This window comes from Variovorax sp. VNK109 (assembly GCF_049445855.1).
Lineage (GTDB): Bacteria > Pseudomonadota > Gammaproteobacteria > Burkholderiales > Burkholderiaceae_C > JAGOCV01.
The window spans coordinates 236,989-262,535 of record NZ_JBMSDV010000005.1 but is presented as its reverse complement, the minus strand read 5'-3'; the positions used below and the strand labels follow the sequence as shown (position 1 = coordinate 262,535).

Here is a 25,547-nt window from a genome sequence, read left to right as displayed (position 1 = left end):
ACGGTATGCGCATCGTTGTGACCCGGCCCGCACGCGAGGCCCGTGAATGGGCTGCCTTCTTCGCGTCCCACTTGCACCAGCCCGTCGCATTGCCACTGATCGACATAGCGCCTGCGCTCGATCGGCAGGCGCTGGCGAACGTCTGGAAGCTGGCGCTGGATGAAGCCATCCCCGGACAGGTTCCGTACAAAGCCGCGATGTTCGTGAGCGCCAATGCCGTGGACCATTTCTTTGCGGCACGGCCTGCGAAGGCGGCGGGATTGCCGTTTGCCCGTGCCTGGGCACCTGGGCCCGGTACCGGCAACGCGTTGCGTGCCAATGGCATGCCGCCCGCGCAGATCGACGAACCGCAGGCCGATGTCGCGCAGTTCGATTCCGAGGCGCTCTGGCCACTTGTGGCTCAGCAGATCACCAGTGGCAGCCGCGTGTTGGTGGTACGGGGCGGCGACGCCAGCGGCCAGGCACAGGGGCGGGACTGGCTTGCGGCGCAGGTACGGGAGGCGGGTGGAGAGTGCCATGATCTGGTGGCTTACGTCCGCCGGATCGCCGCCTGGACGCCGGAGCAGAAAGCGCTGGCGTCCGAGGCTGCCAGCGACGGTTCGGTCTGGCTTTTCAGCAGTTCGGAAGCGGTCGCCAACCTGGCGGCGCTCCTGCCTGCACAGGACTGGTCATCCGCACGTGCTGTCGCCACCCACGAGAGGATTTCGCAGGCGGCGCGTAACATCGGTTTCGGTCGTGTGCGTACCAGCCGACCGCAGCGGGCCGATGTGCTTGCATCGATAGAATTGCCGCAATGACCCAAGAGTCCGCTAGTCCCACGCCTGCGGGTGTCGCGCCCCCCGTCGCAACGCCTGCTGTTCCGCGCCTGTTCCTCACGGTGACAGCTGTGGTGGCTGTGGTTGCCCTGGTGGCGGGCGTCATGCTCTGGCAGAAGGTTTCCGGCATGCAGGAGCAGCTGGCGCGCCAGAGCGCCGACTCCGGTGCACTGGCTGTCGAGGCGCGCGCGCTGGCCCGTCAGGCGCAGGACGTTGCCCGCGAAGCGGCCGCCCGCGTGACCGTCGCCGAGACCCGGCTGAGTGAAGTTGCGCTGCAGCGCACGCAACTCGAGGAATTGATGCAGAGCCTGTCGCGATCGCGCGACGAGAACCTGGTGGTCGACATGGAGTCGGCCATCCGCCTGGCGCAGCAGCAAGCCCAACTCACAGGCAGTGCCGAGCCCTTGCTGGCGGCGTTGAAGACGGCCGATCAGCGGATTGCGCGTGCTGCGCAACCGCGGCTGGCGCCCTTGCAGCGTGCCATCGCACGCGACGCCGAGCGGGTACGCGCTTCCACCGTGATCGACCTGCCCGCGCTCCTGGTCAAGCTCGACGACCTGACGCGCATGGCCGATGACCTGCCGCTGCTCAATGGCGCACCGGCCTCGCAGCAGACGATGGTGCTGCGCAGCGGTATGCCGCTTGCCGACGCTCCGTGGTGGCGCCGTGCGCTGTACACGACCTGGGACGAAATCCGGGGTCTGGTGCGGGTGAGCCGCATCGAGCAGCCCGAGGCTGCATTGCTGTCGCCCGACCAGGCGTTCTTCGTGCGTGAAAACTTCAAGCTCCGCCTGCTCAACGTGCGACTTGGCCTGCTGGCGCGCCAGGGCGAATCGTCGCGTGCCGAGCTCGCCGCGGCCGTGCAGCTGGTGAACCGTTATTTCGATCCGGCGTCGCGTCGCACGCAGTCTGCTGCAGGGTTGCTGCAGCAGGTGCAGTCGCAAATCAGGACCACCGAGTTGCCCAGGCTGGAAGAAACGCTCACGGCGCTCAGTACGGCGGCTGCAGGGCGCTGAGGGAACAGCATGCGCGCGGCATTGTGGTTTCTTGCACTTTTCGGCGTCGCGGTGGCAGCGGCACTGCTGGCCGGCAACAACCAGGGCGTCGTCACCGTCTTCTGGCCGCCCTGGCGGGTGGACCTGTCGGTCAACATGGTCGTGCTCGCGTTGTTCGCGTTGTTCGCGGTGACGCACATCACGTTGCGCGCGCTCGCGGCCTTGTTCGACCTGCCCGGCAAAGCGCGCGACTGGCGCATGCAGCAGCGCGAACGCGCGATGCATGCGGCCGTGCTCGACGCCATCTCGCATCTGCTGGCGGGCCGCTTCATCCGTTCCCGCAAATCTGCACTCAATTCGCTGACACATGAGCGTGCCTTGCTGGCGATGGGCAGCAGCCTTCCGCACACCGGGCAATTGCGTGCCCTCGCGCACGTGCTGGCCGCAGAAAGCGCGCAGTCCCTGCAAGACACGGCCGCGCGTGACCAGCACCTGCATCTGGCACTGGAGCAGGCCGGCGCGCGTTCAGGTGCGACCCAGGAAACACTGGAAGGCATCCAGCTTCAGGCGGCGCGCTGGGCACTGGACGAGCGCGATCCGCAAGCAGCGCTGGACCGTCTTGCCGAGATGCCGCAGGGCGCACAACGGCGCACGCTCGCCCTGCGCCTGCGCCTCAAGGCAGCCCGGCAGACGCGCCGCACGCTCGAAGCGCTGGAAACAGCCCGGTTGCTGGCCAAGCACAAGGCATTCTCGGCTGGCGCGGCGCAAAGCATCGTGCGTGGACTTGCGACCGATCTGATCAACGGCGCCCATGACACGACCCAGCTGCAGCGCGCCTGGGAATCGCTGGACGTGGCGGAGCGTGCGATGCCCGACGTGGCCATCCACGCCGCGCAACGCCTCATCAATCTTCATGGCGACGCTACCGTGGCGCGAGGCTGGCTGTTGCCGGTCTGGGAGCGCATGGTCGCAAAGCCCGATGCGTTGAACGACCAGCAGCGCGTCCGCCTGGTGCGCGCGCTCGAGTCCGCGCGCGATCCGGACGACGCGGCCTGGCTGGCGCGCATCGAGAACGCACAGATGCGCAACCCGCGCGATGCGAACCTCCAGTACCTCGCCGGCATGGCCTGCATGAAGCGGCAGCTCTGGGGCAAGGCGCAGCAACTTCTGACGCAGGCAGCGCTGGCCCTGCAGGACCCGACATTGCACCGGAACGCCTGCAAGGCGCTTGCAGAACTGGCCGAGCAACGCGGCGACGAGCAGGCTGCGGCGCTGGCCTGGAAGCGCGCTGCGCAGGCTTGATCCGGCTGATGCAGATCGTGCGGTCCTGCTGATGAGCCGTACAAATGAAAACGGGGGCCGAGGCCCCCGTTTTTCATGGCAGTGATGCTCAGTCTGAAGTCTGCTCGAAAGGCAGCTTCATCTCACGCAGATCGCGGCGGGTCTCCACCAGCACCAGCGGACCTTCATCGATGACGACAACCGGCGGGCGCTCGCGCGGTACATGGACCGGCTTGGGCTCTGCAGCAATGGCCGCGCGTACGGCAGCCACCTTGTCGGCATCGGAGTTGACCCACTCGAGGCCCGAGCTCGTCGCCACCTCCACGAGGTCTTGCAGCGGCAGCTCGAAAGAGCCGACCTTCGGCATGACTCCGCCGGCAACCGGTGCAGCGACGGGAGCCGGGGCCGGCGCGGCGACTGGCGCAACAACGGGCGCGCTAACGGGCGCAGGTGCAGCGACAGGCTCAACATAGGCCGTTTGCACGGGATCGGCCAAGGCGACAGGCGCTGCAGGGTTCGCGTCTGCAACGGGCGCCGCAGCAGGCTGCGAGAAGTAAGAAGCGCGAGGCGTGAACTCGGGTTCATCGCCCGAGGTCGCGGCGACAGCCGGGATGCTTTCCTGGTTTTCGGCCACGGCTTCTTCAGCGCCATCGCGCGGGCCACGCTCGCGGCGGTCACGACCATAACGATCGCGCGAGCGACGGTCACGGCGCTCTTCGCCTTCGCGGCGCGGGCGTTGTTCGCCCTGCTCACCGGACTGCACGGCATCTTCAGCCGCTTCTGCGGCCTCGCCGAGGCCGGGCTGCATGTTCTGCTGCTGCAGATCTTCTACGGGAACGTTGGTCGCTTCGTCCTGGCGCGGACCACGGTCCGGACGGCGTTCGCGACGCGGTTGCTGACCGTTGTTGCCTTCTGCGCTGCGTTCGGCATTGCGTTCGCCACGGGGTTCGCGCGGCTCACGCGGTTCGCGCGGTTCGCGGCTGCTGTCGCGCTGCTCGCCACGATTGTTGTTGCGTTCGCCACGTTCACGACGCTCGCCACGTTCGCGCGGCTGGCGTTCGCCACGGGCTTCTGCGCCGGCTTCCACTGGCGTGCCGGCCTGCGTGGTGGTTTCCGTGTTTGCTTTCGTCTCAGCGTCGCGGCGTTCGCCACGTTGCTGGCCCTGGCGGCCATCACGGCGCTCACCGTCGCGTCCGCCACGACCTTCATTGCGTTCGCCACGTTCATTGCGGCGACCGTCGCGGTCGCCACGGCCTTCGCCACCGCGCTCGTTGCGGCGACCACCACGTCCGCCACGGCCTTCACCGTCTCGTCCACCGCGGCCTTCGCGCTTTTCTTCCTTGGCAGCAGGTGCCGGTGCAGCCACTGGCGCAGCGGCTGGTTTGCCGCCACCGAAGAAGCTGCGGATCATCGCGAAGAACCCGGTTTCGGCCGGCGCGGGCGCCGCGGCGGGCGTTGCCACGGGCGCGGCTGCCTTGACCGGCTCGGGGCGCGGTGCGGCAATGGGCGCGGGTGCGTCGGGCAGCACGCCCTTGATCACCGGTGTCTGGCGGTTGGTCGGCTCCTGCGAGCGGCGGGTCACCGAGGTCGGGTCCTCGATTTCATCGGCCATTGCATAGCTGGCCTGCACGTTGTCCAGGCGAGGATCGTCGTGTTTGAGGCGCTCGAGCTTGTAGTTGGGCGTTTCGAGCGTCTTGTTGGGCACCAGCAGCACGTTGATGCGCTGCTTGAGTTCGATCTTGGCGATCTCGGCGCGCTTTTCGTTGAGCAGGAAGGAAGCGACTTCCACCGGCACCTGCGCGTAGACAGCGGCGGTGTTGTCCTTCATGGACTCTTCCTGGATGATCCGCAGGATCTGCAGTGCCGAGCTTTCCGTGTCGCGGATGTGGCCGGAGCCGCCGCAACGCGGGCAGGGGATGGACGAGCCTTCGGACAGTGCGGGCTTCAGGCGCTGGCGGCTCATTTCCATGAGGCCGAACTTGCTGATGGAGCCGAACTGCACGCGGGCGCGGTCCTGGCGAAGCGCGTCGCGGAGGCGGTTTTCGACCTCGCGGCGGTTGCGCGACTCTTCCATGTCGATGAAGTCGATGACGATCAGGCCACCGAGGTCGCGCAGGCGCATCTGGCGGGCCACTTCGTCGGCGGCTTCGAGGTTGGTGCGCGTGGCGGTTTCCTCGATGTCGCCACCCTTGATGGCGCGGGCCGAGTTCACGTCCACCGACACCAGCGCTTCGGTGTGGTCGATCACGATGGCGCCGCCCGAGGGCAGTTGTACGGTGCGGGCGTAAGCCGATTCGATCTGGTGTTCGATCTGGAAGCGGCTGAACAGGGGCGCGTCGTCGCGGTAGCGCTTCACGCGGGCCGCGTGCTCGGGCATGACGTGCGCCATGAACTGCTGCGCCTGGTCGTAGATGTCGTCGGTGTCGATCAGGATGTCGCCGATGTCGTGATTGAAGTAGTCACGGATGGCGCGGATGACGAGGCTCGATTCCTGATAGATCAGGAAGGCACCCTTGCCGCCCTTGGTGGCGCCGTCGATGGCGTTCCACAGCTTGAGCAGGTAGTTCAGGTCCCACTGCAGTTCAGGTGCGCTGCGGCCGATGCCTGCCGTGCGCGCGATGATGGACATGCCGTTGGGGTACTCCAGCTGGTCCATCGCCTCCTTGAGTTCGGCGCGGTCGTCGCCCTCGATGCGGCGCGAGACACCACCGCCGCGCGGGTTGTTGGGCATCAGCACCACGTAGCGGCCGGCCAGCGAGACGAAGGTGGTCAGGGCAGCGCCCTTGTTGCCGCGCTCTTCCTTCTCGACCTGGACCAGGAGTTCCTGGCCTTCCTTGATCACGTCCTGGATCTTGGCCTGGTTGATCGGGATGTTCTGCGAGAAGTACTGCTTGGAAATTTCCTTGAACGGCAGGAAGCCGTGGCGGTCTTCGCCGTAGTCGACGAAGCAGGCTTCGAGACTGGGCTCGACCCGGGTCACGACCGCCTTGTAGATGTTGCCCTTGCGCTGTTCGCGTCCCTCGATTTCGATTTCGTAGTCAAGCAGCTTCTGCCCGTCCACGATCGCCAGGCGGCGTTCTTCGGCCTGCGTGGCGTTGATCAGCATCCGTTTCATGATGCGTTCCCCTTTTGCGTCAAAACAATGTCGTACATGCCCTTGATGGGCCAACGATGCCTGGACAGACGCCGGGAAACGAAGGGAATTGCCGGTCAGCCGCGACGCTTGCGTGCTCTTGCACGACGGTCGGGGCCAGGGCGCATGGAAGCTGCGAGAGGAATGGGAAGGTGCTGCGGTACCACGGCGTTGGCCGCGGACCAGACCCGCTTCACGGGCAACCGGTGCGCTCCATGGCTGCGCTGCGGGGGCATCAGCCACCGCAGGCAGAGTTGGATCAGTACCAGCAACACAGTTCTTTCTCGCTTCAGTCCGCCCGCAAGCGATGGCTTGCAGGCTTGATATTCCGTATCGGTGTTTCGTGGGCGTCGGCCCCTCCGTCTGTCGTGCAGGCCACCGTCGGCAATTGGCCGGCGGTTTGCGTGCACACCCAGTCAGCGGCATCGACCTCGCAGCGCGTTTTGACCGGTGCTCTAAACTTCTGATTAATCAAGCACTTACAACACGACGCTGGTGAAGAACATTATAGGGGCTAACCTAGTGCCTGCGCGCAAGAAAGCGCAGGCTGCCGCCAAGGACACGTCGCAAGACCTGTCGCGGGATGCGGTGCGCCTGATCGGGGTGGACAGCGAATCCGAAGGCCAGCGGCTGGACAACTTCCTGATCCGCCACCTGAAAGGGGTGCCAAAGACCCACGTCTACCGCATCATCCGCAGCGGCGAGGTACGGGTGAACAAGGGTCGCGCGTCTGCCGACTCGCGCGTGGTTGCCGGAGACATCGTTCGTGTGCCGCCTGTGCGTACGGCAACCCGCATGACCGACGAAGCGCCGTCCGCGCCCGCCCGGGAGTTTCCCGTGCTGCTGGAAGACGAGCATGTGCTTGCCATCGACAAACCTGCCGGTGTGGCTGTGCATGGGGGCAGCGGCGTGAGCTTCGGCGTGATCGAACAGCTTCGGCAGGCACGCCCGCAGGCCAAGCTGCTGGAACTCGTCCACCGGCTGGATCGGGAAACTTCGGGCGTGCTGCTGGTGGCCAAGAAGCGCAGCGCGCTGACGGCGTTGCAGGACCAGTTCCGCGAGCGGGAAACCGGCAAGACCTACCTGGCGCTGGTGAGCGGCGCCTGGCCGGCAAACAGGAAAGTCATCGATCAGCCCCTGCACAAATATCTGCTGCCTCCGGGCGCAGGCGCGGCAGCGGGTGAGCGCCGCGTCAAGGTGGTGAGTCGCGACGATCCGGACGGCATGCGCTCCATCACCCTGGTGAAAGTGGCGAAGAAGCTGCGCGATTTCACGCTGCTCGAAGTGACCATCAAGACGGGCCGTACGCACCAGATCCGCGTGCATCTGGCGTCGGCTGGACACCCCATCGTGGGGGACGACAAGTACGGCGACTTCGCGCTGAACAAGGCCTTGGCCAGGCCAGGTGCCGGTCCGGGATTGCGCCGGATGTTCCTGCACGCATGGCGCTTGCAGTTCAACCATCCGGCGGATGGCCGGCGCGTCGAACTGATCTCCGATCTGCCTGAAGAACTGCGACAATTCGTGGACCATGCCGCGCCAGTTTGACCTCATTGCCTTCGATTGGGACGGCACACTCTTCGACTCCACCAAGATCATCGTCCGTTGTATCCAGGCAGCGGTTCGGGATGTGGGGGGCACCGTGCCGACCGATCGCGAAGCGGCCTACGTCATCGGCATGGGCCTGATGCAGGCGCTGGCGCATGCAGCTCCCGACGTTCCGGTCGAGAGATACCCCCAACTGGGTGAGCGCTACAAATTTCACTATGTCGCGCACCAGAATGACATCAGCCTGTTCGATGGCGTGCTGGAGTTGCTGGCCGATCTGAAGGCACGCAATCATCTGCTGGCGGTTGCCACCGGTAAATCGCGCGCAGGCCTGGACGAAGCCCTCCATGCAGTCGAGTTGCGCGGCGTGTTCGACGGTTCGCGCACCGCGGACGAGACCGCCGGAAAGCCACACCCGCGCATGCTGCACGAACTGATGCGTGAATTCGGTGTCGACCCGGCGCGCACGCTGATGATCGGTGACACCACGCATGATCTGCAGATGGCGGTGAACGCCGGTTGCGCGAGTGTCGGCGTGAGTTACGGTGCGCACGAACCGGACGCCTTCCACGTGCTCAATCCGCGCGTCGTCGCGCATTCGGTGCGCGAGCTGCATGACTGGCTGCTGACCAACGGCTAGGCGGCATGAACGAGCAGATCGCTCTTTGCAATGCCTCCGATCTGCCGGAGGGCGGCAACGCCGTTCCTTTCGATGTGAATTTCGCCGGACAGACCTGCCGCGCATTTGCCATCCGCTACCAAGGTCAGCCGCATGCTTACCTGAACCGTTGCACCCACGTCGCCATGGAAATGGATTACCAGCCCAACCGTTTCTTCGACGACACCGGCCAGTGGCTGCTGTGTGCGACGCACGGCGCGGCTTACCGGCCGGATACCGGACAGTGCAGCGGCGGCCCTTGCCGTGGCGGCCTCGTCAAGATCGCGCTGAGCGAACGTGACGGCGTGGTGCACTGGCATACTGACTACAACCTCAAGCCTGTCGAGTTCTGAACATGAGTGACCCTTTCGATAACGATGTCCACGGCGCTGCTCCTTCCGGCGCGCGCGAGCCCGGCTGGGAACGCGCCACGCTCGAGAAGCTGGCCTATGCGGCGCTGAACGAGCAGCGCTCTGCCCGCCGCTGGAAGATCTTCTTCCGGCTGGCGTGGTTGAGTGTTTTTGTCCTGCTGATCTGGGCGCTGCTCCATCGCAGCACGACGACAGTGGACAAGACCACGGCGCACACCGCCGTGGTGGAGATCAAGGGCGAGATTGCTTCCGGTGCCGATGCGAGCGCCGAATTCGTCGTCGCCGCCATGCGCAGTGCCTTCGAGGACGAAGGCGCGCAGGCCGTGGTGCTGCTGATCAACTCGCCAGGCGGCAGCCCGGTGCAGGCCGGCATCATCAGCGACGAGATCCTGCGCCTGAAAGCCAGGCACAAGAAGCCGATCTATGCAGTGGTCGAGGAATCGTGCGCTTCGGCGGCGTACTACATCGCCGCATCGACCGACAAGATCTTCGTGGACAAGGCGAGCATCGTCGGCAGCATCGGCGTGCTGATGGACGGTTTCGGTTTCACCGGTCTCATGGACAAGCTGGGGGTCGAACGCCGATTGATGACGGCGGGCGAGAACAAGGGCTTCCTCGATCCGTTCAGCCCGCAGACGGAGTCGCAGAAGGCGTATGCGCAGGCCATGCTCAACCAGATCCACCAGCAGTTCATCGGTGTGGTGAAGGCGGGGCGGGGTCAGCGGCTGAAGGAATCGCCCGAACTGTTCAGCGGCCTGTTCTGGACGGGGCAGCAATCCATCGAACTCGGCCTGGCCGATCAGATCGGCAGCCTCGACTACGTGGCACGCGAAGTGGTCAAGGCTGAAGAGCTGATCGACTACACGCGCCGCGAGAATGTCGCCGAGCGCTTGGCCAAGCGATTCGGCGCCGCGATTGGTGAAGGCGCGGTGCGTGCCGTGCGATCGCTGCCGGCGATCCGCTGATAGCCCACTACCTGCCGATCGCGAACACGGCGGGCGTGTCGTTGTCCGGTACGCGCGCGTCACCCTGAAGCTGCCACTGCTTCCATGATTTTGCCGTCGCACTGCACGTCCGTGCGGACGGCAGCGTGAGCCCGCTGCTGATCGCCAGGCGGGTGTTCTGCTGCAGCGTCTGGAGCAACGCCTTGTGCAGCGCTGCGTTGCGGTATGGCGTCTCGATGAACATCTGCGTCTGACCCGACCGCAAGGCCAGTGATTCCAGTTCCTGGATGCGCCTGGTGCGCTGCGCTGCGTCCTGCGGCAGGTAACCGACGAATGCGAAGTTCTGGCCGTTGAGGCCGCTTGCCGCGAGGCCCAGCAGCAGTGAGACTGGCCCGGTCAGCGGACGGACGTCGATGCCGGCGTCATGCGCTGCGCGCACGATCGACGAGCCGGGATCGGCGATGGCGGGCATTCCGGCCTCACTGATCAGGCCCATGTCGAAGCCTGCCAAAGCGGGGCTCAGCAGTTTCGAGGCGTCAAACTCCGCGCCGCCACCACCTGCATGGTCGCCTTTCTTGTGTGCTTCACGTGGCAGTTCCGTCAAGTGCTGGTTTTGGATGGGTTCGGCCAGCGGCACGATCTCTCCCACCCGCTTGAGATAGGCACGCGTGGACTTCGCGTTCTCGCAGACCCAGTGCGTCAGCCGCGCTGCAATCCGCAATGTCTCCATGGGCATCTGCGCCGTCAGCAGACCTTGCCCTGCACAACCGAAGTCCAGTGGCGCGGGAACAAGGTAGAGCGCTCCGCGCTTCGATTCACCTCCGGTCGTCATGCCAGTACCTGAACGCCTGCGGCCTGGATCATCGAGATGGTCCGTATCAGCGGCAGGCCCACCAACGCCGTGGGGTCGTCGCTTTCGATGCGGGACAGCAGCGCGATACCCAATGCTTCGCTTTTGGCGCTGCCGGCGCAGTCATATGGCTCCTCGGCACGCAGGTAGGCTTCGATCTGCGCATCTGTCAGCAGTCTGAAGGTGACCCGCACGGGGGCCAGGTCGAGTTGCTGGAATCCACTGTCCAGGCAAACCACGGCCACTGCTGTCTGGAATACCACTGTCTGCCCGCGCATCTGCCGCAGTTGCGCCGTGGCGCGCTCATGGGTACCCGGCTTGCCGATCGGCTGGCCGGCGAAATCCGCAACCTGATCCGAGCCGATGACGACCGCTTCCGGGTGCCGGGCCGCAACCGCGTGTGCCTTCGCCAGCGCAAGACGACAGGCCAGGTCATGCGGCTTTTCACCCGGCAGGGGGGTCTCATCGACTTCGGGCGAGTCGACCTCGAACGCAATCCGCAAGCGGGAAAGCAGTTCGCGGCGGTAGCGGGATGTGGAGCCCAGCACCAGGGTGCGGCTCGCCTCGGCTGGAGCGCTAGTCATGGGGCGATTCTCTTACACTCGGCGCATGCAAAGAGAGTTCAGTCCCCGGCCGCTGGATGTCCGCGCGCTCGCGCAGGCGGGGGCGTCGTTGTCGGGCGTCAGCGAGCTGGCCCGGTTCGCGCGTTTGCTGGCGGAAGTGCCGTCTGGCATGGCCGCTGAAGCGGCTGGCAAGCAGGTCAGATGGACCGCACGTGGCGAGTCGCTTGCGCAGCGCACGGGTGCTGCGCAGGTCTGGCTGCATGTCGAAGCCGGTACGAATTTGCCCATGATCTGCCAGCGCTGCATGGCGCCTGTGGAGATCGGGCTGTCGGTGAAACGCGCTTTCCGCTTCGTTGCAGATGAGAAAACGGCGGCGACCGAAGACGAAGAGGCAGAAGAAGATGTCCTGGTCTTCAGCCGGGATTTCGATTTGCTGGCCCTGATCGAGGACGAGCTGATCATGGAAATGCCACTGGTCCCGCGTCACGACGTCTGTCCGGCCGATGTGAAGCTGGCGTTTCCTGATGAGGAATCTGCGGTGGTGGCGCCTGCGCCCAGCCCGTTCGCCGCACTTGCCGGGCTCAAAGGCAGGAAATCCAGCTAAATCAACAAGTTGGGCTATAATCGCGGGCTTGGCGCAATTTGGCTTGCGCACGATCCCACTCCTTTACCACCCATTTTTGACCAGGAGCCGACCATGGCTGTCCAGCAAAACAAGAAATCTCCTTCCAAGCGCGGCATGCACCGTTCGCACAATGCGCTGAACGTGCCGGGTCTGGCTGTCGAGCCGACCACGGGCGAAGCGCATCTGCGTCACCACATCAGCCCCAACGGTTTTTACCGTGGCCGCAAGGTCGTCAAGAGCAAATCCGAAGCTTGATCGCCTTTCAGGCAATGGGCCCGGCGCTACGTTCAAAGGTAGCAACGGGCCTTTGTTTTGATGGCCGCGCCTGATATCCGGCTGCGCTGATCAACCCATGATCACCCTTGCCGTCGATTGCATGGGGGGCGACTTTGGCCCCCGCGTCACGCTGCCTGCGTGCCGTCATTTTCTGGACAGGCATCCAGACGCACGTGTCCTGCTCGTGGGCCTGCCTGATAGCCTGAAGTCCTTTTCACACGAACGTGCCTCTGTGGTTGCTGCCTCTGAAGTGGTGGCCATGGACGACCCTGTCGAGGTGGCTTTGCGCCGCAAGAAGGATTCGTCGATGCGCGTCGCGATCCAGCAGGTGAAGAGCGGGGCCGCCGCCGCAGCGGTTTCCGCAGGCAACACCGGCGCGCTCATGGCCATTGCGCGCTATCTGCTCAAGACGATGGACGGCATCGATCGCCCCGCCATCGCAACGCAGATGCCGAACGCAGCGGGCAAGGCGACCACGGTTCTTGATCTCGGTGCCAATGTCGATTGCACGGCCGAACATCTGTTCCAGTTCGCCGTGATGGGCTCCGCCCTCGTGTCCGTGCTCAATGATGACGACAGTCCAACGGTGGGCTTGCTGAACATCGGCGAAGAGTTGATCAAAGGCAGCGAAGTCATCAAGAAAACGGGTGAACTGCTGCGATCTGCCGGTAAAACGGGCGATTTGAATTTTTATGGAAATGTCGAAGGCAACGATATTTTCAAGGGGACGGTGGACATCGTGGTCTGTGACGGCTTTGTCGGCAACGTTGCATTGAAAGCCAGTGAGGGCCTGGCTTCCATGATCCTGAATTTCTTGCGCGCAGAGTTTTCCCGCAATATCTTGACAAAAGTCGCGGCGATCGTTGCCTATCCGGTCCTATCTGCACTCAAAGGCAGGATGGACTACCGGCGATACAACGGCGCGGCTCTGCTGGGCTTGCGTGGCCTGGTGTTCAAGAGCCATGGTTCGGCCGATGAGCTTGCCTTCGAGCACGCACTCAACCGCGCGTATGATTCAGCGCGCAATCAACTGCTGGACAGGGTGCAGGCCCGGATTGCCCATGCAGCACCCTTGTTGGCGGCTCCGCAGGCAACCACCGGGCCCGTACCGGTTCTGACTGAATAAATGAGACGTTATTCCCGCATTACCGGCACCGGCAGTTTCCTGCCGCCGCGCCGGGTGACGAACGCTGAACTCGCCGAAGAATTGGCTGGTCGAGGCGTTGAGACCTCCGATCAGTGGATCGTGGAGCGGACGGGCATCCGCGCACGCCACTTTGCCGCGCCCGAGGTGACAAGCAGTGATCTGGGCGCTGAAGCCGCCCGCCGCGCTCTTGAGGCTGCAGGTCGCGCGCCAGCGGATATCGACCTGATCATCGTCGCGACGTCGACGCCTGACATGGTGTTCCCTTCGGCGGCCTGCATCCTGCAGCACAAGCTGGGCATCTCGGGCTGTCCGGCCTTTGATGTGCAGGCGGTCTGCTCTGGCTTCGTCTACGCCTTGACGGTTGCCGATGCGATGATCCAGAACGGCACGGCCAGCCGAGCGCTCGTGATCGGTGCGGAAGTCTTCAGTCGCATCCTCGACTTCAACGACCGCACGACCTGCGTCCTGTTCGGCGACGGGGCCGGTGCCGTCGTGCTCGAAGCGTCAGAAGTGCCGGGCATTCTTGCGACCGACCTTCATGCCGATGGACGCCACGTCGGAATTCTTTGCGTACCGGGTACGGTGTCGGGCGGCAACGTCCTCGGTGACCCGTTGCTCAAGATGGACGGCCAGGCCGTTTTCAAACTCGCTGTCGGCGTGCTGGAAGACGCGGCGCGCGCCACGCTGGCCAAAGCCGACCTGACGGACGCAGACATCGACTGGCTGATTCCGCACCAGGCCAACATCCGCATCATGCAAAGCACGGCGAAGAAGCTGAAGCTGCCGTTGGAAAAGCTGGTCGTCACGGTCGACCAGCATGGCAACACATCGGCAGCGTCGATTCCGCTCGCACTCGACGATGCAGTGCGCAGCGGGCGCATCAAGCAGGGCGACACGCTCATGCTCGAAGGGGTGGGTGGTGGCTTCACCTGGGGCGCCGTTCTGATGAACTTCTGAACAAGACAAGAGACATGAAGCCATTCGCATTTGTATTCCCGGGGCAGGGCTCACAGTCGGTCGGCATGCTCGACGGCTGGGGTGGACATCCCGTGGTGACGGAAGTGCTGCGCGAGGCGTCCGACGCCCTTGGCCAGGACGTCGGGCTGCTCATCAAGGAAGGCCCGAAGGAAATACTGGCGCTGACTACCAATACCCAGCCGGTGATGCTGGTTGCGGGTGTGGCCGCCTATCGTGTCTGGATGGCCGAGACGGGCGAGGCACCGTCGGTGGTCGCCGGGCACTCGCTTGGCGAATATTCGGCGCTGGTTGCAGCCGGTGTGCTGACGCTGAGCCAGGCTGCTCCGCTCGTGCGTGCCCGTGCCCAGGCCATGCAGGAAGCCGTGCCCGTGGGTACCGGCGCGATGGCGGCGATTCTGGGCATGGATGCCAAGGCCGTGATCGAGGGTTGCCAGCAGGTGCAGGCATCCTTCGATGCTGGCAGCGCGGAAGTGGTGGAGGCGGTGAATTTCAACGACCCGGCACAGACTGTCATTGCGGGCAGCAAGGCCGCCGTGGAAAAGGCCTGTGAGGCGCTCAAGGCGGCAGGTGCGAAGCGCGCGTTGCCGTTGCCGGTGTCTGCCCCGTTCCATTCGAGCCTGATGAAGCCTGCCGCAGAGAAACTTCTGCAGCGCCTCGACGCCCTGGATCTTGCGTCGCCGCAGATTCCGGTCGTGAACAACATCGATGTGGCCGTGGAGGTCGACGCAGAGCGGATCCGCGATGCGTTGTACCGTCAGGCCTTCGGCCCCGTGCGCTGGGTGGAGTGTGTCGCTGCCATCAAGGCGCGCGGTGTGACGAACGTCATCGAATGCGGCCCTGGCAAGGTTCTCGCCGGTCTGACGCGGCGCATCGACACGGAACTCGTGGGTGGGGCGGTGTTCGACCCGGCCTCCCTTGCTGAAGTGAAAGGCCTGTTGGCATGAGTGAAAGCACCACACAGGTTGCTCTGGTCACCGGCGCGTCGCGCGGTATCGGCGCTGCCATTGCTGCCGAGCTGGCGGCGCGCGGTTTCAAGGTGATCGGCACCGCCACGACCGGAGAGGGCGCCGCAAGGATCAGCACCGCGCTGGCGGGCTTTGACGGCAGCAAGGGCGCGAGCCTGGACGTCAACGACGCCACATCCGCGGAGGCGTTGATCGACAGCATCGTCAAGGAGCACGGCGCGCTGCATGTCCTCGTGAACAATGCCGGCATCACGCGTGACATGCTTGCCATGCGCCTGAAGGACGACGATTGGGATGCGGTGCTGGACACCAACCTCAAGGCAGTCTTCCGCCTGTCGCGTGCGGTCATCCGGCCGATGATGAAGCAGCGTTACGGTCGCATCATCAACATCACCTCGGTGGTGGGGGCTTCCGGCAACCCGGGGCAGGCCAACTACGCGGCCGCCAAGGCTGGCGTTGCCGGCATGACGCGCGCATTGGCACGCGAACTCGGCAGCCGTAACATCACGGTCAATTGCGTGGCGCCCGGTTTCATCGAGACAGACATGACGGCGAGCCTGCCTGAAGAGCAGCAAAAAGCACTGCTGGGGCAGATTCCGCTGGGTCATCTGGGCAAGCCCGCCGACGTGGCGCACGCGGTGGCGTATCTGGCATCGGCGCAGGCCGGTTACGTGACGGGGCAGGAGCTGCACGTCAACGGCGGCATGTACATGTAATTTCCGGGAGCGGGCCGAAGAGCCCGGGCCGCATCAGTCCGCGCGGCCACCCAGGCTGGGGCATGTACCCCAGCCGGGTAAAATCGCGGATTCTTTTAAACCCTTTGAGGGAACCATGAGCGATATCGAAGCACGCGTCAAGAAAATCATTGCCGAACAACTGGGAGTCGAGGAATCTCAAGTGACCAACGAGAAGGCTTTCGTGGCCGATCTGGGCGCTGACTCGCTGGACACGGTTGAACTGGTGATGGCCCTGGAAGACGAGTTCGGCATCGAGATTCCGGACGAAGACGCCGAGAAGATCACCACAGTGCAGAACGCCATCGACTACGCCAACAGCCACCAGAAGGCCTGATTCCAGGAGATCCGAACGAATGAGCCGCCGACGTGTCGTCGTGACCGGCCTGGGTTGTGTCAGCCCCGTGGGAAACACGGTTGCTGATTCCTGGGCCAATCTTCTTGCCGGTACGCCCGGCATCGACTTCATCACCAGCTTCGACGCAAGCAACTTCGCTTGCAAATTCGCTGGCGAGGTCAAGGGTTTCAACATCGTGGATTACATCCCCGAGAAGGAAGCCCGGCACATGGACCGGTTCATCCATCTGGGTCTTGCTGCTGCCTGTCAGGCTGTGGCCGACAGCGGCCTGCCGACAGGCGAGGCACTCGATGACGAGTTGGCCACGCGCATCGGTTGCAACATCGGTGCAGGGATCGGGGGCTTGCCGCTGATCGAGGAAATGCACGGCGAGCTCGTGAACCGTGGTCCGCGGCGCGTGTCGCCGTTCTTCGTGCCGGCGTCGATCATCAACATGATCTCGGGTCACGTCTCCATCAAGTTCGGCTTCAAGGGCCCCAACATCGCGGTGGTGACGGCCTGCACGACGGGGCTGCATGCCATCGGCCTGTCGGCCCGCATGATCGAGTACGGCGATGCCGACGTGATGATCGCCGGTGGCGCGGAATCCACCGTATCGCCGCTGGGCATCGGCGGCTTCACGGCCCCGCGTGCGCTCAGCACGCGCAATGACGATCCCAAGACGGCATCGCGCCCCTGGGACAAGGATCGTGACGGCTTCGTGCTGGGCGAGGGTGGTGGTGTGCTGGTGCTCGAGGAGTACGAGCATGCCAAGGCGCGCGGCGCGAAGATCTATGCCGAACTGTCCGGCTTTGGCTTCAGCGGCGACGCGTATCACATGACCGCGCCGAACGTCGACGGACCCAAGCGTTCCATGCAGATGGCGCTGAAGAACGCGGGCGTCAATCCCGATCAGGTCGACTACGTGAATGCACATGGCACGTCCACGCAACTGGGCGACCTGAACGAATCCAATGCCATCAAGCTGGCCCTGGGTGACCATGCCCGCAAGGTGGTGGTGAATTCCACCAAGTCCATGACCGGCCATCTGCTGGGCGGCGCGGGCGGCATCGAATCCGTTTTCACGGTGCTGGCCGTGCATCATCAGAAGAGCCCGCCGACCATCAACATTTTCAACCAGGATCCAGAATGCGACCTGGACTACTGCGCCAACACGGCGCGCGATCTGAAGATCGATGTGGCCGTGAAGAACAATTTCGGTTTCGGCGGCACCAACGGTACGCTGGTTTTCAAGCGCATCTGAACTGGCTGACGCCTCATGCATAGCGCCCCATCGGTGAATTACCCGGTGGGGCGTTCCCGTTTTTGCGCAGCCGCGCTCGCATCGCTCTGGGTGCTGGGGCTATGCGCTGTCGCCGCGTTCTGGCGGGACGGCCAGCAGGATTGGCGGACCATCACCGTGCTTGTGGTTTCCCTGCTTGCCGGCGGGATGGGTGTGAAGAACTGGTGGTGTACGCCTTCCGGGCGATTGAGGTGGGACGGCGAAGATTGGACGCTGCTGGGCTTCACGGTTGCTGCCAAAGCGAATGCACTCGGGCGTGTATCGGTCATCCTGGATTTCCAGCACAACTTGCTGCTCCAGCTCGATCTGGCAGGCGGGCGCAGCGGCTGGTGCAGTCGACCCCGACTGGTCTGGCTGGAGCGCCGTCTGGCACCCCCGGACTGGGATGATTTGCGCCGTGCTGTATATTCGCGCGCCAGAATTGATGCACTGCGGGAGCCAGACGAACGGCTTCGCGGCGACAACCCCCTTCCATGACGCCTCCCAGCTCCCCGCCCGCCCCGCCATCTGCCGACAGCGACGTGCTGCTGGTCGAGCGCGCCGTGGCGGGCGATGCCCGTGCGTTCGAACTGCTGGTCATCAAGTACCAGCGCCGGATCGAGCGGCTGATCGGCCGCATGGTGCGCGACACCGACCTGGTGGAAGACATCGCGCAGGAGACCTTCATCCGCGCCTATCGTGCGCTGCACCAATTCCGCGGCGAAGCGCAGTTCTACACCTGGCTGTACCGGATCGCGGTCAATACGGCCAAGAAAGCGCTCATGGACATGAAGCGCAATCCGGTGATTTCCGAAGGGGCTTTACGTCCGGCCGATGACGATGATGAAACTTACCGGCCCGGTAACGAACTAACGACGGATGAGACCCCGGATACCGTCCTCGCGGCCAAGGAAATCGCTGCCACGGTGAACGCTGCCATGGAGGCCTTGCCCGAAGAGCTTCGGCAGGCGGTGACCCTGCGCGAGATCGAAGGGCTCAGTTACGAAGAGATTGCCGAAGTGATGAATTGCCCGATCGGCACGGTGCGCTCGCGGATATTCCGGGCCCGCGAGGCGATTTCGGCGAAGGTGAAGCCTTTGCTCGAAAACCAGACCGGCAAGCGCTGGTAGAAGTGAAGTGGTGAAGATGATGGACAAAATAGTTGATCCCTGCGAACGGATTTCCGCCTTGGCCGATGGCGAGTTGCGTGGCGAAATGTTCGCGCTCGCCGTCGAGCAGCTGACCGACGATCCACGCGCCCGTGCAACCTGGAATACCTACCACGTCGTGGGTGAGGTGCTGCGTACCGGCGAACGTGCGGCGCATGGCGCAGACATGGCCTTCGTCGAGCGCCTGCGTGTGCGTTTGGGCGAAGTGGACCGCCGGGCACCGGCAGCATTGCAGTCTGTCGAACCGGTTGAGGTTTCCAGGCATGAGGCGGCAAATTCCCCGGCCTGGAAATGGGTGGCGGGCTTTGCTTCTGTCGCGGCCGTGGCTGCCGTCGGCTGGAGCGTGATGGGCACGCAGGCGCCCGCAGACTCCGGCGCCCGGCTCGCGCTCACGCCTGTTCCGCAGGTTGGCGTGGTGCGCGCTTCGGTGTCCCCGGAGCCCGTGCAACTGGCGAGTGGCGAGCCGCCCCAGGTCATGATCCGCGACCCGCGGCTTGACGAACTGCTGTCCGCGCACAAGCAGGCCGGTGGTGCTTCCGCGCTGCAGATGCCGGCAGGGTTCCTGCGAAACGCGACTTTCGAGGCGCCCGGCCGCTGAACCGATCCATGACCTGGCATCAAGTTGTATCCCCGTTCAATGCGGCAACCCTGGCGGCTGCTGCATGGTTCGCTGTCGTGCCGCCTGTGCATGCACAGGCCGCCACGGTCGAGCCTCTCGTGCAGGAGCGTACGGTGGGCGACTGGTTGCTGCGCATGCACGAGGCCTCACGCAAGCGCGCCTATGTCGGGACATTCGTCGTCTCTTCGGCCTCGGGGGGCATGTCCAGCTCGCGGATCTGGCACGTCTGCGACGGCGAGCAGCAGATGGAGCGCGTCGAGTCGCTGACCGGTACGCCGCGCTCCACATTCCGCCGCAACGACGAGGTGGTGACGTTCCTGCCCGAAAGCCGCATCGCGCGGACCGAGAAGCGCGAAAGCCTCGGACTCTTCCCCAACGTCATCCGGCCGGGCGACCCGTCGATCGGCGAGTTCTATTCCGCACGCCAGATCGGCAGCGACCGCGTGGCCGGCTTCGACGCAGATGTGGTGCAGATGGCACCCAAGGACAACCTGCGCTTCGGCTACCGCGTATGGAGTGAAAAGCGCAGCGGCCTCGTCGTCAAGCTGCAGACGCTGGATGGCGACAGCCGTGTCCTGGAGCAGGCCGCCTTCTCGGAACTGCAACTCGATGCGCCGGTGAAGATGGAAAAGCTCAGCCAGATGATGTCCAACACATCGGGCTACCGCGTCGAGAAGTCCGAGCTGGTGAAGACGACTGCGCTGGCGGAAGGGTGGGTGCTGCGCCAGCCGGTGGCGGGTTTCAAGCCCATGAGTTGTTACAAGCGTCCGGTGTCCACCGTGCCAGCCGACAGCACCATGCAGTGGATCTTTTCCGATGGCCTGGCCTCGGTATCCCTGTTCGTGGAGCCCTATGACCGCCAGCGTCACGCGCAGGAAACCATGGTGGCCATGGGCGCGACACACGCCTTGACCCGCAAGATCGGTGACAAGGCTGACAAGACCGAATGGTGGTTGACGGTGGTGGGCGAAGTGCCGCCACCGACGCTGAAGGCGTTTGCGCAGGCACTCGAGCGCCGCAAGTGAAATTTCCGGATGTGCCCCCATGTGGGCTTGAGAAATCGATTCCCTGCTGATTGATTGGAAAGGCCAATGATGTTCTTCCGTACCGACAGACTGTCAGTCCGATCCCTTGCCATGGCGGCCGTGCTGGGCACGGCTGCCATGGTCAGCCTGCTGCCCATCGAATCGGCGCAGGCGCAGTCCGTGCGCAACCTGCCGGATTTCACCGATCTGGTCGAGCAGGTCGGGCCCTCGGTGATCAACATCCGCACGCTCGAGAAGGCGTCGCAGCGCTCGCTGCCCGGCAACATGGACGAGGAGATGCAGGAGTTCTTCCGCCGCTTCTTCGGCCAGCCAATTCCCGGCATGCCGCGCCAGGCGCCCCGCCCGAACCGTCCCCAGGATGAAGAGCCGCAGCCGCGTGGCGTGGGGTCCGGCTTCATCCTTACCCCCGACGGCTTCATCATGACCAATGCGCACGTGGTCGACGGCGCGGACGAGGTGATCGTTACGCTGACCGACAAGCGCGAGTTCAAGGCAAAGATCATTGGCGCCGACAAGCGCACCGACGTGGCCGTGGTAAAGATCGAGGCGACCGGCCTGCCGGCTGTGAAGCTGGGCGACGTGAACAAGCTGCGCGTGGGCGAATGGGTGATGGCCATCGGTTCGCCGTTCGGCCTGGAAAACACCGTCACCGCCGGCATCGTGAGCGCCAAGCAGCGCGACACGGGCGACTACATACCGTTCATCCAGACGGACGTGGCCATCAATCCCGGCAACTCCGGCGGCCCGCTGATCAACATGCGCGGTGAAGTCATCGGCATCAACAGCCAGATCTACTCGCGTTCGGGTGGCTTCATGGGCATTTCCTTTGCGATCCCGATCGACGAGGCCACGCGCGTCAGCGAACAGCTGCGCATGTCCGGGCGCGTCTCACGGGGGCGCATCGGCGTGCAGATCGGCCCCGTCACCAAGGACGTGGCCGAGTCCATCGGCCTGGGCAAGCCGCAGGGCGCGCTGGTCAGCAGCGTGGAAGCCGGATCACCCGGCGAGAAGGCGGGTGTCGAGCCGGGCGACATCATCACCAGGTTCGATGGCAAGGCGATCGAGAAGTCTGCGGACCTGCCGCGCATGGTCGGCAACACCAAGCCGGGCACGAAGAGCACGCTGACCGTGTTCCGCCGCGGCAGCGCCAAGGATCTGAACGTGGTGATCGGCGAGTTCGAGGCAGAGAAGCCACCTGTGGCGCGCAAGGCACCGGAACCCGAGAAGCCGAAGGCCTCGGCTGCAGGCCAGTCGCTGGGCCTTGCGGTCAGCGATCTGACCGAAGCGCAGAAGAAGGAGTTGAAGCTGCGTGGCGGTGTGCGCGTGGACGCTTCGACGGAAGGCGCTGCGCGCGCAGGCTTGCGTGAGGGAGACATCATCGTGGCCATCGCCAACACGGAGGTTTCGACGGTGAAGGAGTTCGAGTCGGCGATTGCGAAGGTCGACAAGTCCAAGCCGGTGAACGTCCTGTATCGCCGGGGAGAGTGGGCCCAGTACGCGATCATCCGTCCGGCGCGCTGAAATCCCCGACCGCGGCAACAAGGTCAAGTAGCCCCTGCCCGGAGTCGGGTTTGGGGCTTCTTTTTTGAGTGCCGCCGCCTAAAAGCGACGACCGAGAAATTTATTTTGGCCACCTGAATATCAATCGAAATGTTTGTGACTACTAACTTTCTGGCCCGCTAATGACAATTTTGGATAGAATCCCGCCTCAGGAGATGTCTGTCAGGCATATGGAAGTCCGAAAAATCCACGATACGGGACGGACTTCGACCATCCACTGCTGCTCCACAGATCGCCCACAAGTTGTCCAGAACATACCCGCGTCAAATTGTTGATAAGTTGTGCATAAAAGTCATGTTGCTGCACTGCAACGGGCTGGTTCGACGCTTTTCCGGCCTGTACGCGCCCGCCTTTTTGCCTACAATGAAGTTCCAACTAATCGCAGTTGCCATAGATTGTTGGTTCAGGGCGCGTCGCAAAGAGACGCGCCCTTTTTTCTTGCCTCTTCGTTTTGCGCTCTGCTAATTCAAGTACTTAAAGCTTCTCGTTGATGAATCACATCAGAAATTTCTCGATCATTGCGCACATCGATCATGGCAAGTCCACGCTTGCAGACCGTTTGATCCAGCGTTGTGGCGGCTTGTCGGACCGCGAGATGGAAGAGCAGGTGCTCGACTCGATGGATCTCGAAAAGGAGCGTGGGATAACCATCAAGGCGCAGACCGCTGCGCTGCGCTACAAGGCCAGGGACGGACAGGTCTACAACCTCAACCTGATCGACACGCCGGGTCACGTTGATTTCTCTTACGAAGTGTCGCGTTCGCTTTCAGCGTGTGAAGGTGCGTTGCTCGTTGTCGATGCGAGCCAGGGTGTTGAAGCGCAGACAGTGGCCAACTGCTACACCGCACTCGACCTCGGTGTCGAAGTCGTGCCGGTGCTCAACAAGATGGATCTGCCTCAAGCCGATCCGGACAACGCGAAGTCCGAGATCGAGGACGTGATCGGCATCGATGCGTCGGATGCGATTCCGTGCTCGGCCAAGACCGGCATGGGCATCGACGAGATTCTCGAAGCAGTCATCGCACGCATCCCGCCGCCCAAGGGCCAACCGCAGGCCGCCTTGCGCGCCATGATCATCGACAGCTGGTTCGACAGCTACGTCGGCGTGGTGATGCTGGTGCGCGTGGTGGACGGGCGTCTTGCGAAAGGCGAGCGCATCAAGCTCATGGCGACTGGTGCGACCTACAACGCGGACAACCTGGGCGTGTTCACGCCGGCGAACGAACCGCGCGAATCGCTCGAAGCGGGTGAGGTGGGTTACATCATCGCCGGCATCAAGGAGCTCACCGCCGCCAAGGTGGGCGACACGGTCACGTTGCTCAAGGCCGGCAGCGGCGGCGCGGCGTTCACGGCGAGCGAACCGCTGCCGGGCTTCAAGGAAATCCAGCCTCAGGTTTTCGCGGGTCTGTACCCGACCGAGGCCAACCAGTACGACGCGCTGCGCGACAGCCTGGAAAAGCTCAAGCTCAACGATGCTTCGCTTCATTACGAGCCGGAAGTGTCACAGGCGCTTGGCTTCGGCTTCCGCTGCGGCTTCCTGGGCCTGCTGCACATGGAGATCGTGCAGGAGCGGCTGGAGCGCGAGTTCGACCAGGACCTCATCACCACCGCACCCAGCGTGGTGTATCAGGTCGTCCACGGCGATGGCGAAGTCGTGATGGTGGAAAACCCGTCCAAGATGCCTGATCAGGCGCGGCTGCAGGAAATCCGTGAGCCGATCGTCACGGTGCATCTGTACATGCCGCAGGAATACGTCGGCCCGGTGATGACGCTGGCCAACCAGAAGCGCGGCGTGCAGATCAACATGGCCTATCACGGGCGGCAGGTCATGTTGACGTACGAACTGCCGCTGGGCGAGATCGTGCTGGACTTCTTCGACAAGCTCAAGTCGGTCAGCCGCGGCTACGCGTCCATGGACTACGAATTCAAGGAGTACCGCGCATCCGATGTGGTGAAAGTCGACATCCTGCTCAACGGCGAGAAGGTCGACGCGCTGTCCATCATCGTGCACCGCACGCAGGCGCAGTACCGTGGCCGCGCCGTGGTTGCCAAGATGCGCGAGATCATCAGCCGGCAGATGTTCGACGTGGCCATCCAGGCGGCGATCGGCGCCAACATCATTGCGCGCGAAACCATCAAGGCGCTGCGCAAGAACGTGCTGGCAAAATGCTATGGCGGTGACATCACCCGCAAGCGCAAGCTCCTCGAGAAGCAGAAGGCAGGCAAGAAACGCATGAAACAGATCGGTTCGGTGGAAGTCCCGCAGGAAGCATTCCTCGCCATCCTGCAGGTGGAGGAATGATGCCAATACTGACCGCGTTCATCCTTGCCGCGTTTGTCGGCTACGGCGGTGCCTGGTATCTGGGCTTGCTGGAGGGCAACTTTGCGTTGCTGCTGTTCCTTGCCACTGTCGTGACCGGCATCTACTGGTTGGCCGAGCGCTTTTATTTCCTGCCGCAACGTGCCCGCGCGGCACAGCAGCTCGAAGCCGAAGCCCAGGCGCGCCGCGAGGCGCACGCCAAGCAAGGTCTGGCGTCCGACAACGTCGACGTCACGCATGCGAAGGAGCGCTTGCTGATGCAGCCCTGGTGGCTGGATTGGACGGCAGGATTATTCCCGGTGATCCTGGTGGTGTTCCTGCTTCGCTCGTTCCTGTTCGAGCCGTTCAAGATTCCTTCGGCTTCCATGGTGCCGACGCTGCTGGTCGGCGACCTGATCCTCGTGAACAAGTTCACCTATGGCGTCCGCCTGCCGGTGATCAACACCAAGCTCACCGAGGGCAACCCGCTGCAGCGGGGCGACGTGGTGGTGTTCCGCTATCCGCCCAAGCCCAGCCTGGACTACATCAAACGCGTGGTGGGCGTGCCGGGCGACGAGGTGGCATACCGCAACAAGCAGCTCACCATCAACGGCCAGCCCGTGAGCAAGACGCCCATTGCGCCGTTCTTTGACGACGAATCGATGGCCTATGCCAGCCAGTTCGAGGAAAAGCTGGGCGAGAAATCGCACCGGCTGCTCAACAACGACAAGGTTCCCGCCTTCGTCCAGGGCGCAGATGACTTCCCTTACAGGCAGAATTGCAATTACAGTGTCGAGGGCGTGGTGTGCAAGGTGCCGGAAGGCCATTACTTCATGATGGGCGATAACCGCGACAATTCGCTGGACTCGCGTTACTGGGGTTTTGTGCCTGACAAGAACATCGTGGGCAAGGCTTTCTTCGTCTGGATGAATTTCGGCAACTTCAACCGCATCGGATCTTTCAACTGAGTGCAGGACAAGAGGGCGAGAGGGTATGAACGGTCATTTCAAGTCTGGGCAGCGCGGCATTTCGTTTTTCGGGTTGCTGTTTGTCGGGGGCGTGCTCGCGTGCGTGGTGCTGGTTGGTCTGCAGGTTTTTCCGACATACATGGAATACCTCGCCGTCGAAAAAGCAGTCAGGAAGGCAGCCAACGAAGGGACGACCGTCGCGGAGATCCGTTCGAGCTTCGACCGCACTGCAGCCATCGACAATATCGAAACGATCAAGGGCACGGATCTGGACATCTCCAAGCAAGGTGAAAAGGTCGTGGTGACTTTTGCCTACACCCGCGAGATCGAACTCGTCGGCCCTGCCTTCCTGCTGATGAAATACAGCGGGTCATCCCGATAGTC

Annotated in this window: 26 protein-coding genes; 23 read left to right on the top strand and 3 right to left on the bottom strand. The window is 63.7% G+C overall.

Features of this window, described 5'->3' with window-relative positions:
• Positions 1–5: 5 nt before the first annotated feature.
• Genes ACO2Q9_RS17690 through ACO2Q9_RS17680 form a run of 3 tightly spaced genes read left to right on the top strand, consistent with a single transcriptional unit; the run spans position 6 to position 3,112 of the window.
• Positions 6–797, top strand: coding sequence for a uroporphyrinogen-III synthase (locus ACO2Q9_RS17690; protein WP_423313179.1), 792 nt, complete (start codon positions 6–8; stop codon positions 795–797).
• Positions 794–1,831: a uroporphyrinogen-III C-methyltransferase gene (locus ACO2Q9_RS17685; RefSeq protein WP_423313177.1), complete on the top strand. Its 1,038-nt coding sequence runs from the start codon at positions 794–796 to the stop codon at positions 1,829–1,831. The genes ACO2Q9_RS17690 and ACO2Q9_RS17685 overlap by 4 nt, the downstream gene beginning before the upstream one ends.
• 9 nt (positions 1,832–1,840) lie before the next feature.
• Positions 1,841–3,112 (top strand): heme biosynthesis HemY N-terminal domain-containing protein, encoded by a 1,272-nt coding sequence (locus tag ACO2Q9_RS17680; protein WP_423313175.1) that lies wholly within the window; start codon positions 1,841–1,843, stop codon positions 3,110–3,112.
• An 88-nt stretch (positions 3,113–3,200) separates the two neighbouring features.
• Here the strand turns inward: ACO2Q9_RS17680 and ACO2Q9_RS17675 are convergent, their stop codons facing one another.
• Positions 3,201–6,206 carry an Rne/Rng family ribonuclease gene (locus tag ACO2Q9_RS17675; RefSeq protein ID WP_423313173.1) on the bottom strand — a complete coding sequence of 1,002 codons (3,006 nt, stop codon included), beginning with the start codon at positions 6,204–6,206 and terminating at the stop codon, positions 3,201–3,203.
• 513 nt (positions 6,207–6,719) lie between these two features.
• Between ACO2Q9_RS17675 and ACO2Q9_RS17670 the strand changes: the two genes are divergently transcribed.
• Genes ACO2Q9_RS17670 through ACO2Q9_RS17655 form a run of 4 tightly spaced genes read left to right on the top strand, consistent with a single transcriptional unit; the run spans position 6,720 to position 9,766 of the window.
• Complete coding sequence (locus ACO2Q9_RS17670; protein WP_423313171.1) at positions 6,720–7,772, top strand: RluA family pseudouridine synthase; 1,053 nt, start codon at positions 6,720–6,722, stop codon at positions 7,770–7,772.
• On the top strand, positions 7,756–8,412 hold the full coding sequence (locus ACO2Q9_RS17665) for an HAD family hydrolase (RefSeq protein ID WP_423313169.1): 657 nt from the start codon (positions 7,756–7,758) through the stop codon (positions 8,410–8,412). The genes ACO2Q9_RS17670 and ACO2Q9_RS17665 overlap by 17 nt, the downstream gene beginning before the upstream one ends.
• A gap of 5 nt (positions 8,413–8,417) precedes the next feature.
• On the top strand, positions 8,418–8,783 hold the full coding sequence (locus ACO2Q9_RS17660) for a Rieske (2Fe-2S) protein (protein ID WP_423313167.1): 366 nt from the start codon (positions 8,418–8,420) through the stop codon (positions 8,781–8,783).
• 2 nt (positions 8,784–8,785) lie between these two features.
• A complete protein-coding gene (locus ACO2Q9_RS17655) occupies positions 8,786–9,766 on the top strand; it encodes a S49 family peptidase (protein WP_423313165.1) in 981 nt (326 codons plus the stop codon).
• 7 nt (positions 9,767–9,773) lie between these two features.
• On the opposite strand, the gene ACO2Q9_RS17650 is transcribed toward ACO2Q9_RS17655, so the two are convergent.
• Positions 9,774–10,577, bottom strand: a complete 804-nt coding sequence (locus ACO2Q9_RS17650; RefSeq protein ID WP_423313163.1) for an SAM-dependent methyltransferase — start codon at positions 10,575–10,577, stop codon at positions 9,774–9,776.
• Positions 10,574–11,179 (bottom strand): Maf family nucleotide pyrophosphatase, encoded by a 606-nt coding sequence (locus ACO2Q9_RS17645; protein WP_423313161.1) that lies wholly within the window; start codon positions 11,177–11,179, stop codon positions 10,574–10,576. Before ACO2Q9_RS17645 ends, ACO2Q9_RS17650 begins: the two co-directional genes overlap by 4 nt.
• A gap of 25 nt (positions 11,180–11,204) precedes the next feature.
• Here ACO2Q9_RS17645 and ACO2Q9_RS17640 point away from each other — a divergent pair, with 25 nt between their 5' ends.
• The 16 genes from ACO2Q9_RS17640 to ACO2Q9_RS17565 all read left to right on the top strand — a co-directional run bounded on the left by ACO2Q9_RS17640 (position 11,205) and on the right by ACO2Q9_RS17565 (position 25,545).
• Positions 11,205–11,762 (top strand): YceD family protein, encoded by a 558-nt coding sequence (locus ACO2Q9_RS17640; RefSeq protein ID WP_423313159.1) that lies wholly within the window; start codon positions 11,205–11,207, stop codon positions 11,760–11,762.
• A gap of 93 nt (positions 11,763–11,855) precedes the next feature.
• Complete coding sequence (gene rpmF, locus ACO2Q9_RS17635; RefSeq protein WP_423313157.1) at positions 11,856–12,038, top strand: 50S ribosomal protein L32; 183 nt, start codon at positions 11,856–11,858, stop codon at positions 12,036–12,038.
• Between the two features lie 97 nt (positions 12,039–12,135).
• On the top strand, positions 12,136–13,185 hold the full coding sequence (plsX, locus tag ACO2Q9_RS17630) for a phosphate acyltransferase PlsX (RefSeq protein WP_423313155.1): 1,050 nt from the start codon (positions 12,136–12,138) through the stop codon (positions 13,183–13,185).
• Positions 13,186–14,163, top strand: coding sequence for a beta-ketoacyl-ACP synthase III (locus ACO2Q9_RS17625; protein WP_423313153.1), 978 nt, complete (start codon positions 13,186–13,188; stop codon positions 14,161–14,163). It abuts the gene before it with no gap.
• Positions 14,164–14,177: 14 nt separating this feature from the next.
• A complete protein-coding gene (gene fabD, locus ACO2Q9_RS17620; protein WP_423313151.1) occupies positions 14,178–15,128 on the top strand; it encodes an ACP S-malonyltransferase in 951 nt (316 codons plus the stop codon).
• Positions 15,125–15,865 (top strand): 3-oxoacyl-ACP reductase FabG, encoded by a 741-nt coding sequence (gene fabG, locus ACO2Q9_RS17615; RefSeq protein WP_423313149.1) that lies wholly within the window; start codon positions 15,125–15,127, stop codon positions 15,863–15,865. Before fabD ends, fabG begins: the two co-directional genes overlap by 4 nt.
• A gap of 115 nt (positions 15,866–15,980) precedes the next feature.
• Positions 15,981–16,220 (top strand): acyl carrier protein, encoded by a 240-nt coding sequence (acpP, locus tag ACO2Q9_RS17610; RefSeq protein ID WP_243306900.1) that lies wholly within the window; start codon positions 15,981–15,983, stop codon positions 16,218–16,220.
• 19 nt (positions 16,221–16,239) lie between these two features.
• Entirely contained in the window at positions 16,240–17,484 is a 1,245-nt protein-coding gene (gene fabF, locus ACO2Q9_RS17605; RefSeq protein WP_423313147.1) for a beta-ketoacyl-ACP synthase II, read from the top strand.
• A 45-nt stretch (positions 17,485–17,529) separates the two neighbouring features.
• Positions 17,530–18,000, top strand: a complete 471-nt coding sequence (locus ACO2Q9_RS17600; RefSeq protein ID WP_423313145.1) for a hypothetical protein — start codon at positions 17,530–17,532, stop codon at positions 17,998–18,000.
• Positions 17,997–18,632: an RNA polymerase sigma factor RpoE gene (gene rpoE, locus ACO2Q9_RS17595; protein WP_423313143.1), complete on the top strand. Its 636-nt coding sequence runs from the start codon at positions 17,997–17,999 to the stop codon at positions 18,630–18,632. The genes ACO2Q9_RS17600 and rpoE overlap by 4 nt, the downstream gene beginning before the upstream one ends.
• 16 nt (positions 18,633–18,648) lie before the next feature.
• Positions 18,649–19,269 carry a sigma-E factor negative regulatory protein gene (locus ACO2Q9_RS17590; RefSeq protein WP_423313141.1) on the top strand — a complete coding sequence of 207 codons (621 nt, stop codon included), beginning with the start codon at positions 18,649–18,651 and terminating at the stop codon, positions 19,267–19,269.
• An 8-nt stretch (positions 19,270–19,277) separates the two neighbouring features.
• Positions 19,278–20,315, top strand: a complete 1,038-nt coding sequence (locus ACO2Q9_RS17585) for a MucB/RseB C-terminal domain-containing protein (RefSeq protein ID WP_423313139.1) — start codon at positions 19,278–19,280, stop codon at positions 20,313–20,315.
• 111 nt (positions 20,316–20,426) lie between these two features.
• Positions 20,427–21,857 (top strand): DegQ family serine endoprotease, encoded by a 1,431-nt coding sequence (locus ACO2Q9_RS17580; protein ID WP_423313137.1) that lies wholly within the window; start codon positions 20,427–20,429, stop codon positions 21,855–21,857.
• 529 nt (positions 21,858–22,386) lie between these two features.
• Positions 22,387–24,198, top strand: a complete 1,812-nt coding sequence (lepA, locus tag ACO2Q9_RS17575; RefSeq protein WP_423313135.1) for a translation elongation factor 4 — start codon at positions 22,387–22,389, stop codon at positions 24,196–24,198.
• Entirely contained in the window at positions 24,198–25,163 is a 966-nt protein-coding gene (gene lepB, locus ACO2Q9_RS17570) for a signal peptidase I (RefSeq protein ID WP_423313254.1), read from the top strand. The genes lepA and lepB overlap by 1 nt, the downstream gene beginning before the upstream one ends.
• Positions 25,164–25,188: 25 nt before the next feature.
• On the top strand, positions 25,189–25,545 hold the full coding sequence (locus tag ACO2Q9_RS17565; RefSeq protein WP_423313133.1) for a DUF4845 domain-containing protein: 357 nt from the start codon (positions 25,189–25,191) through the stop codon (positions 25,543–25,545).
• The last annotated feature ends 2 nt before the right edge of the window (positions 25,546–25,547 follow it).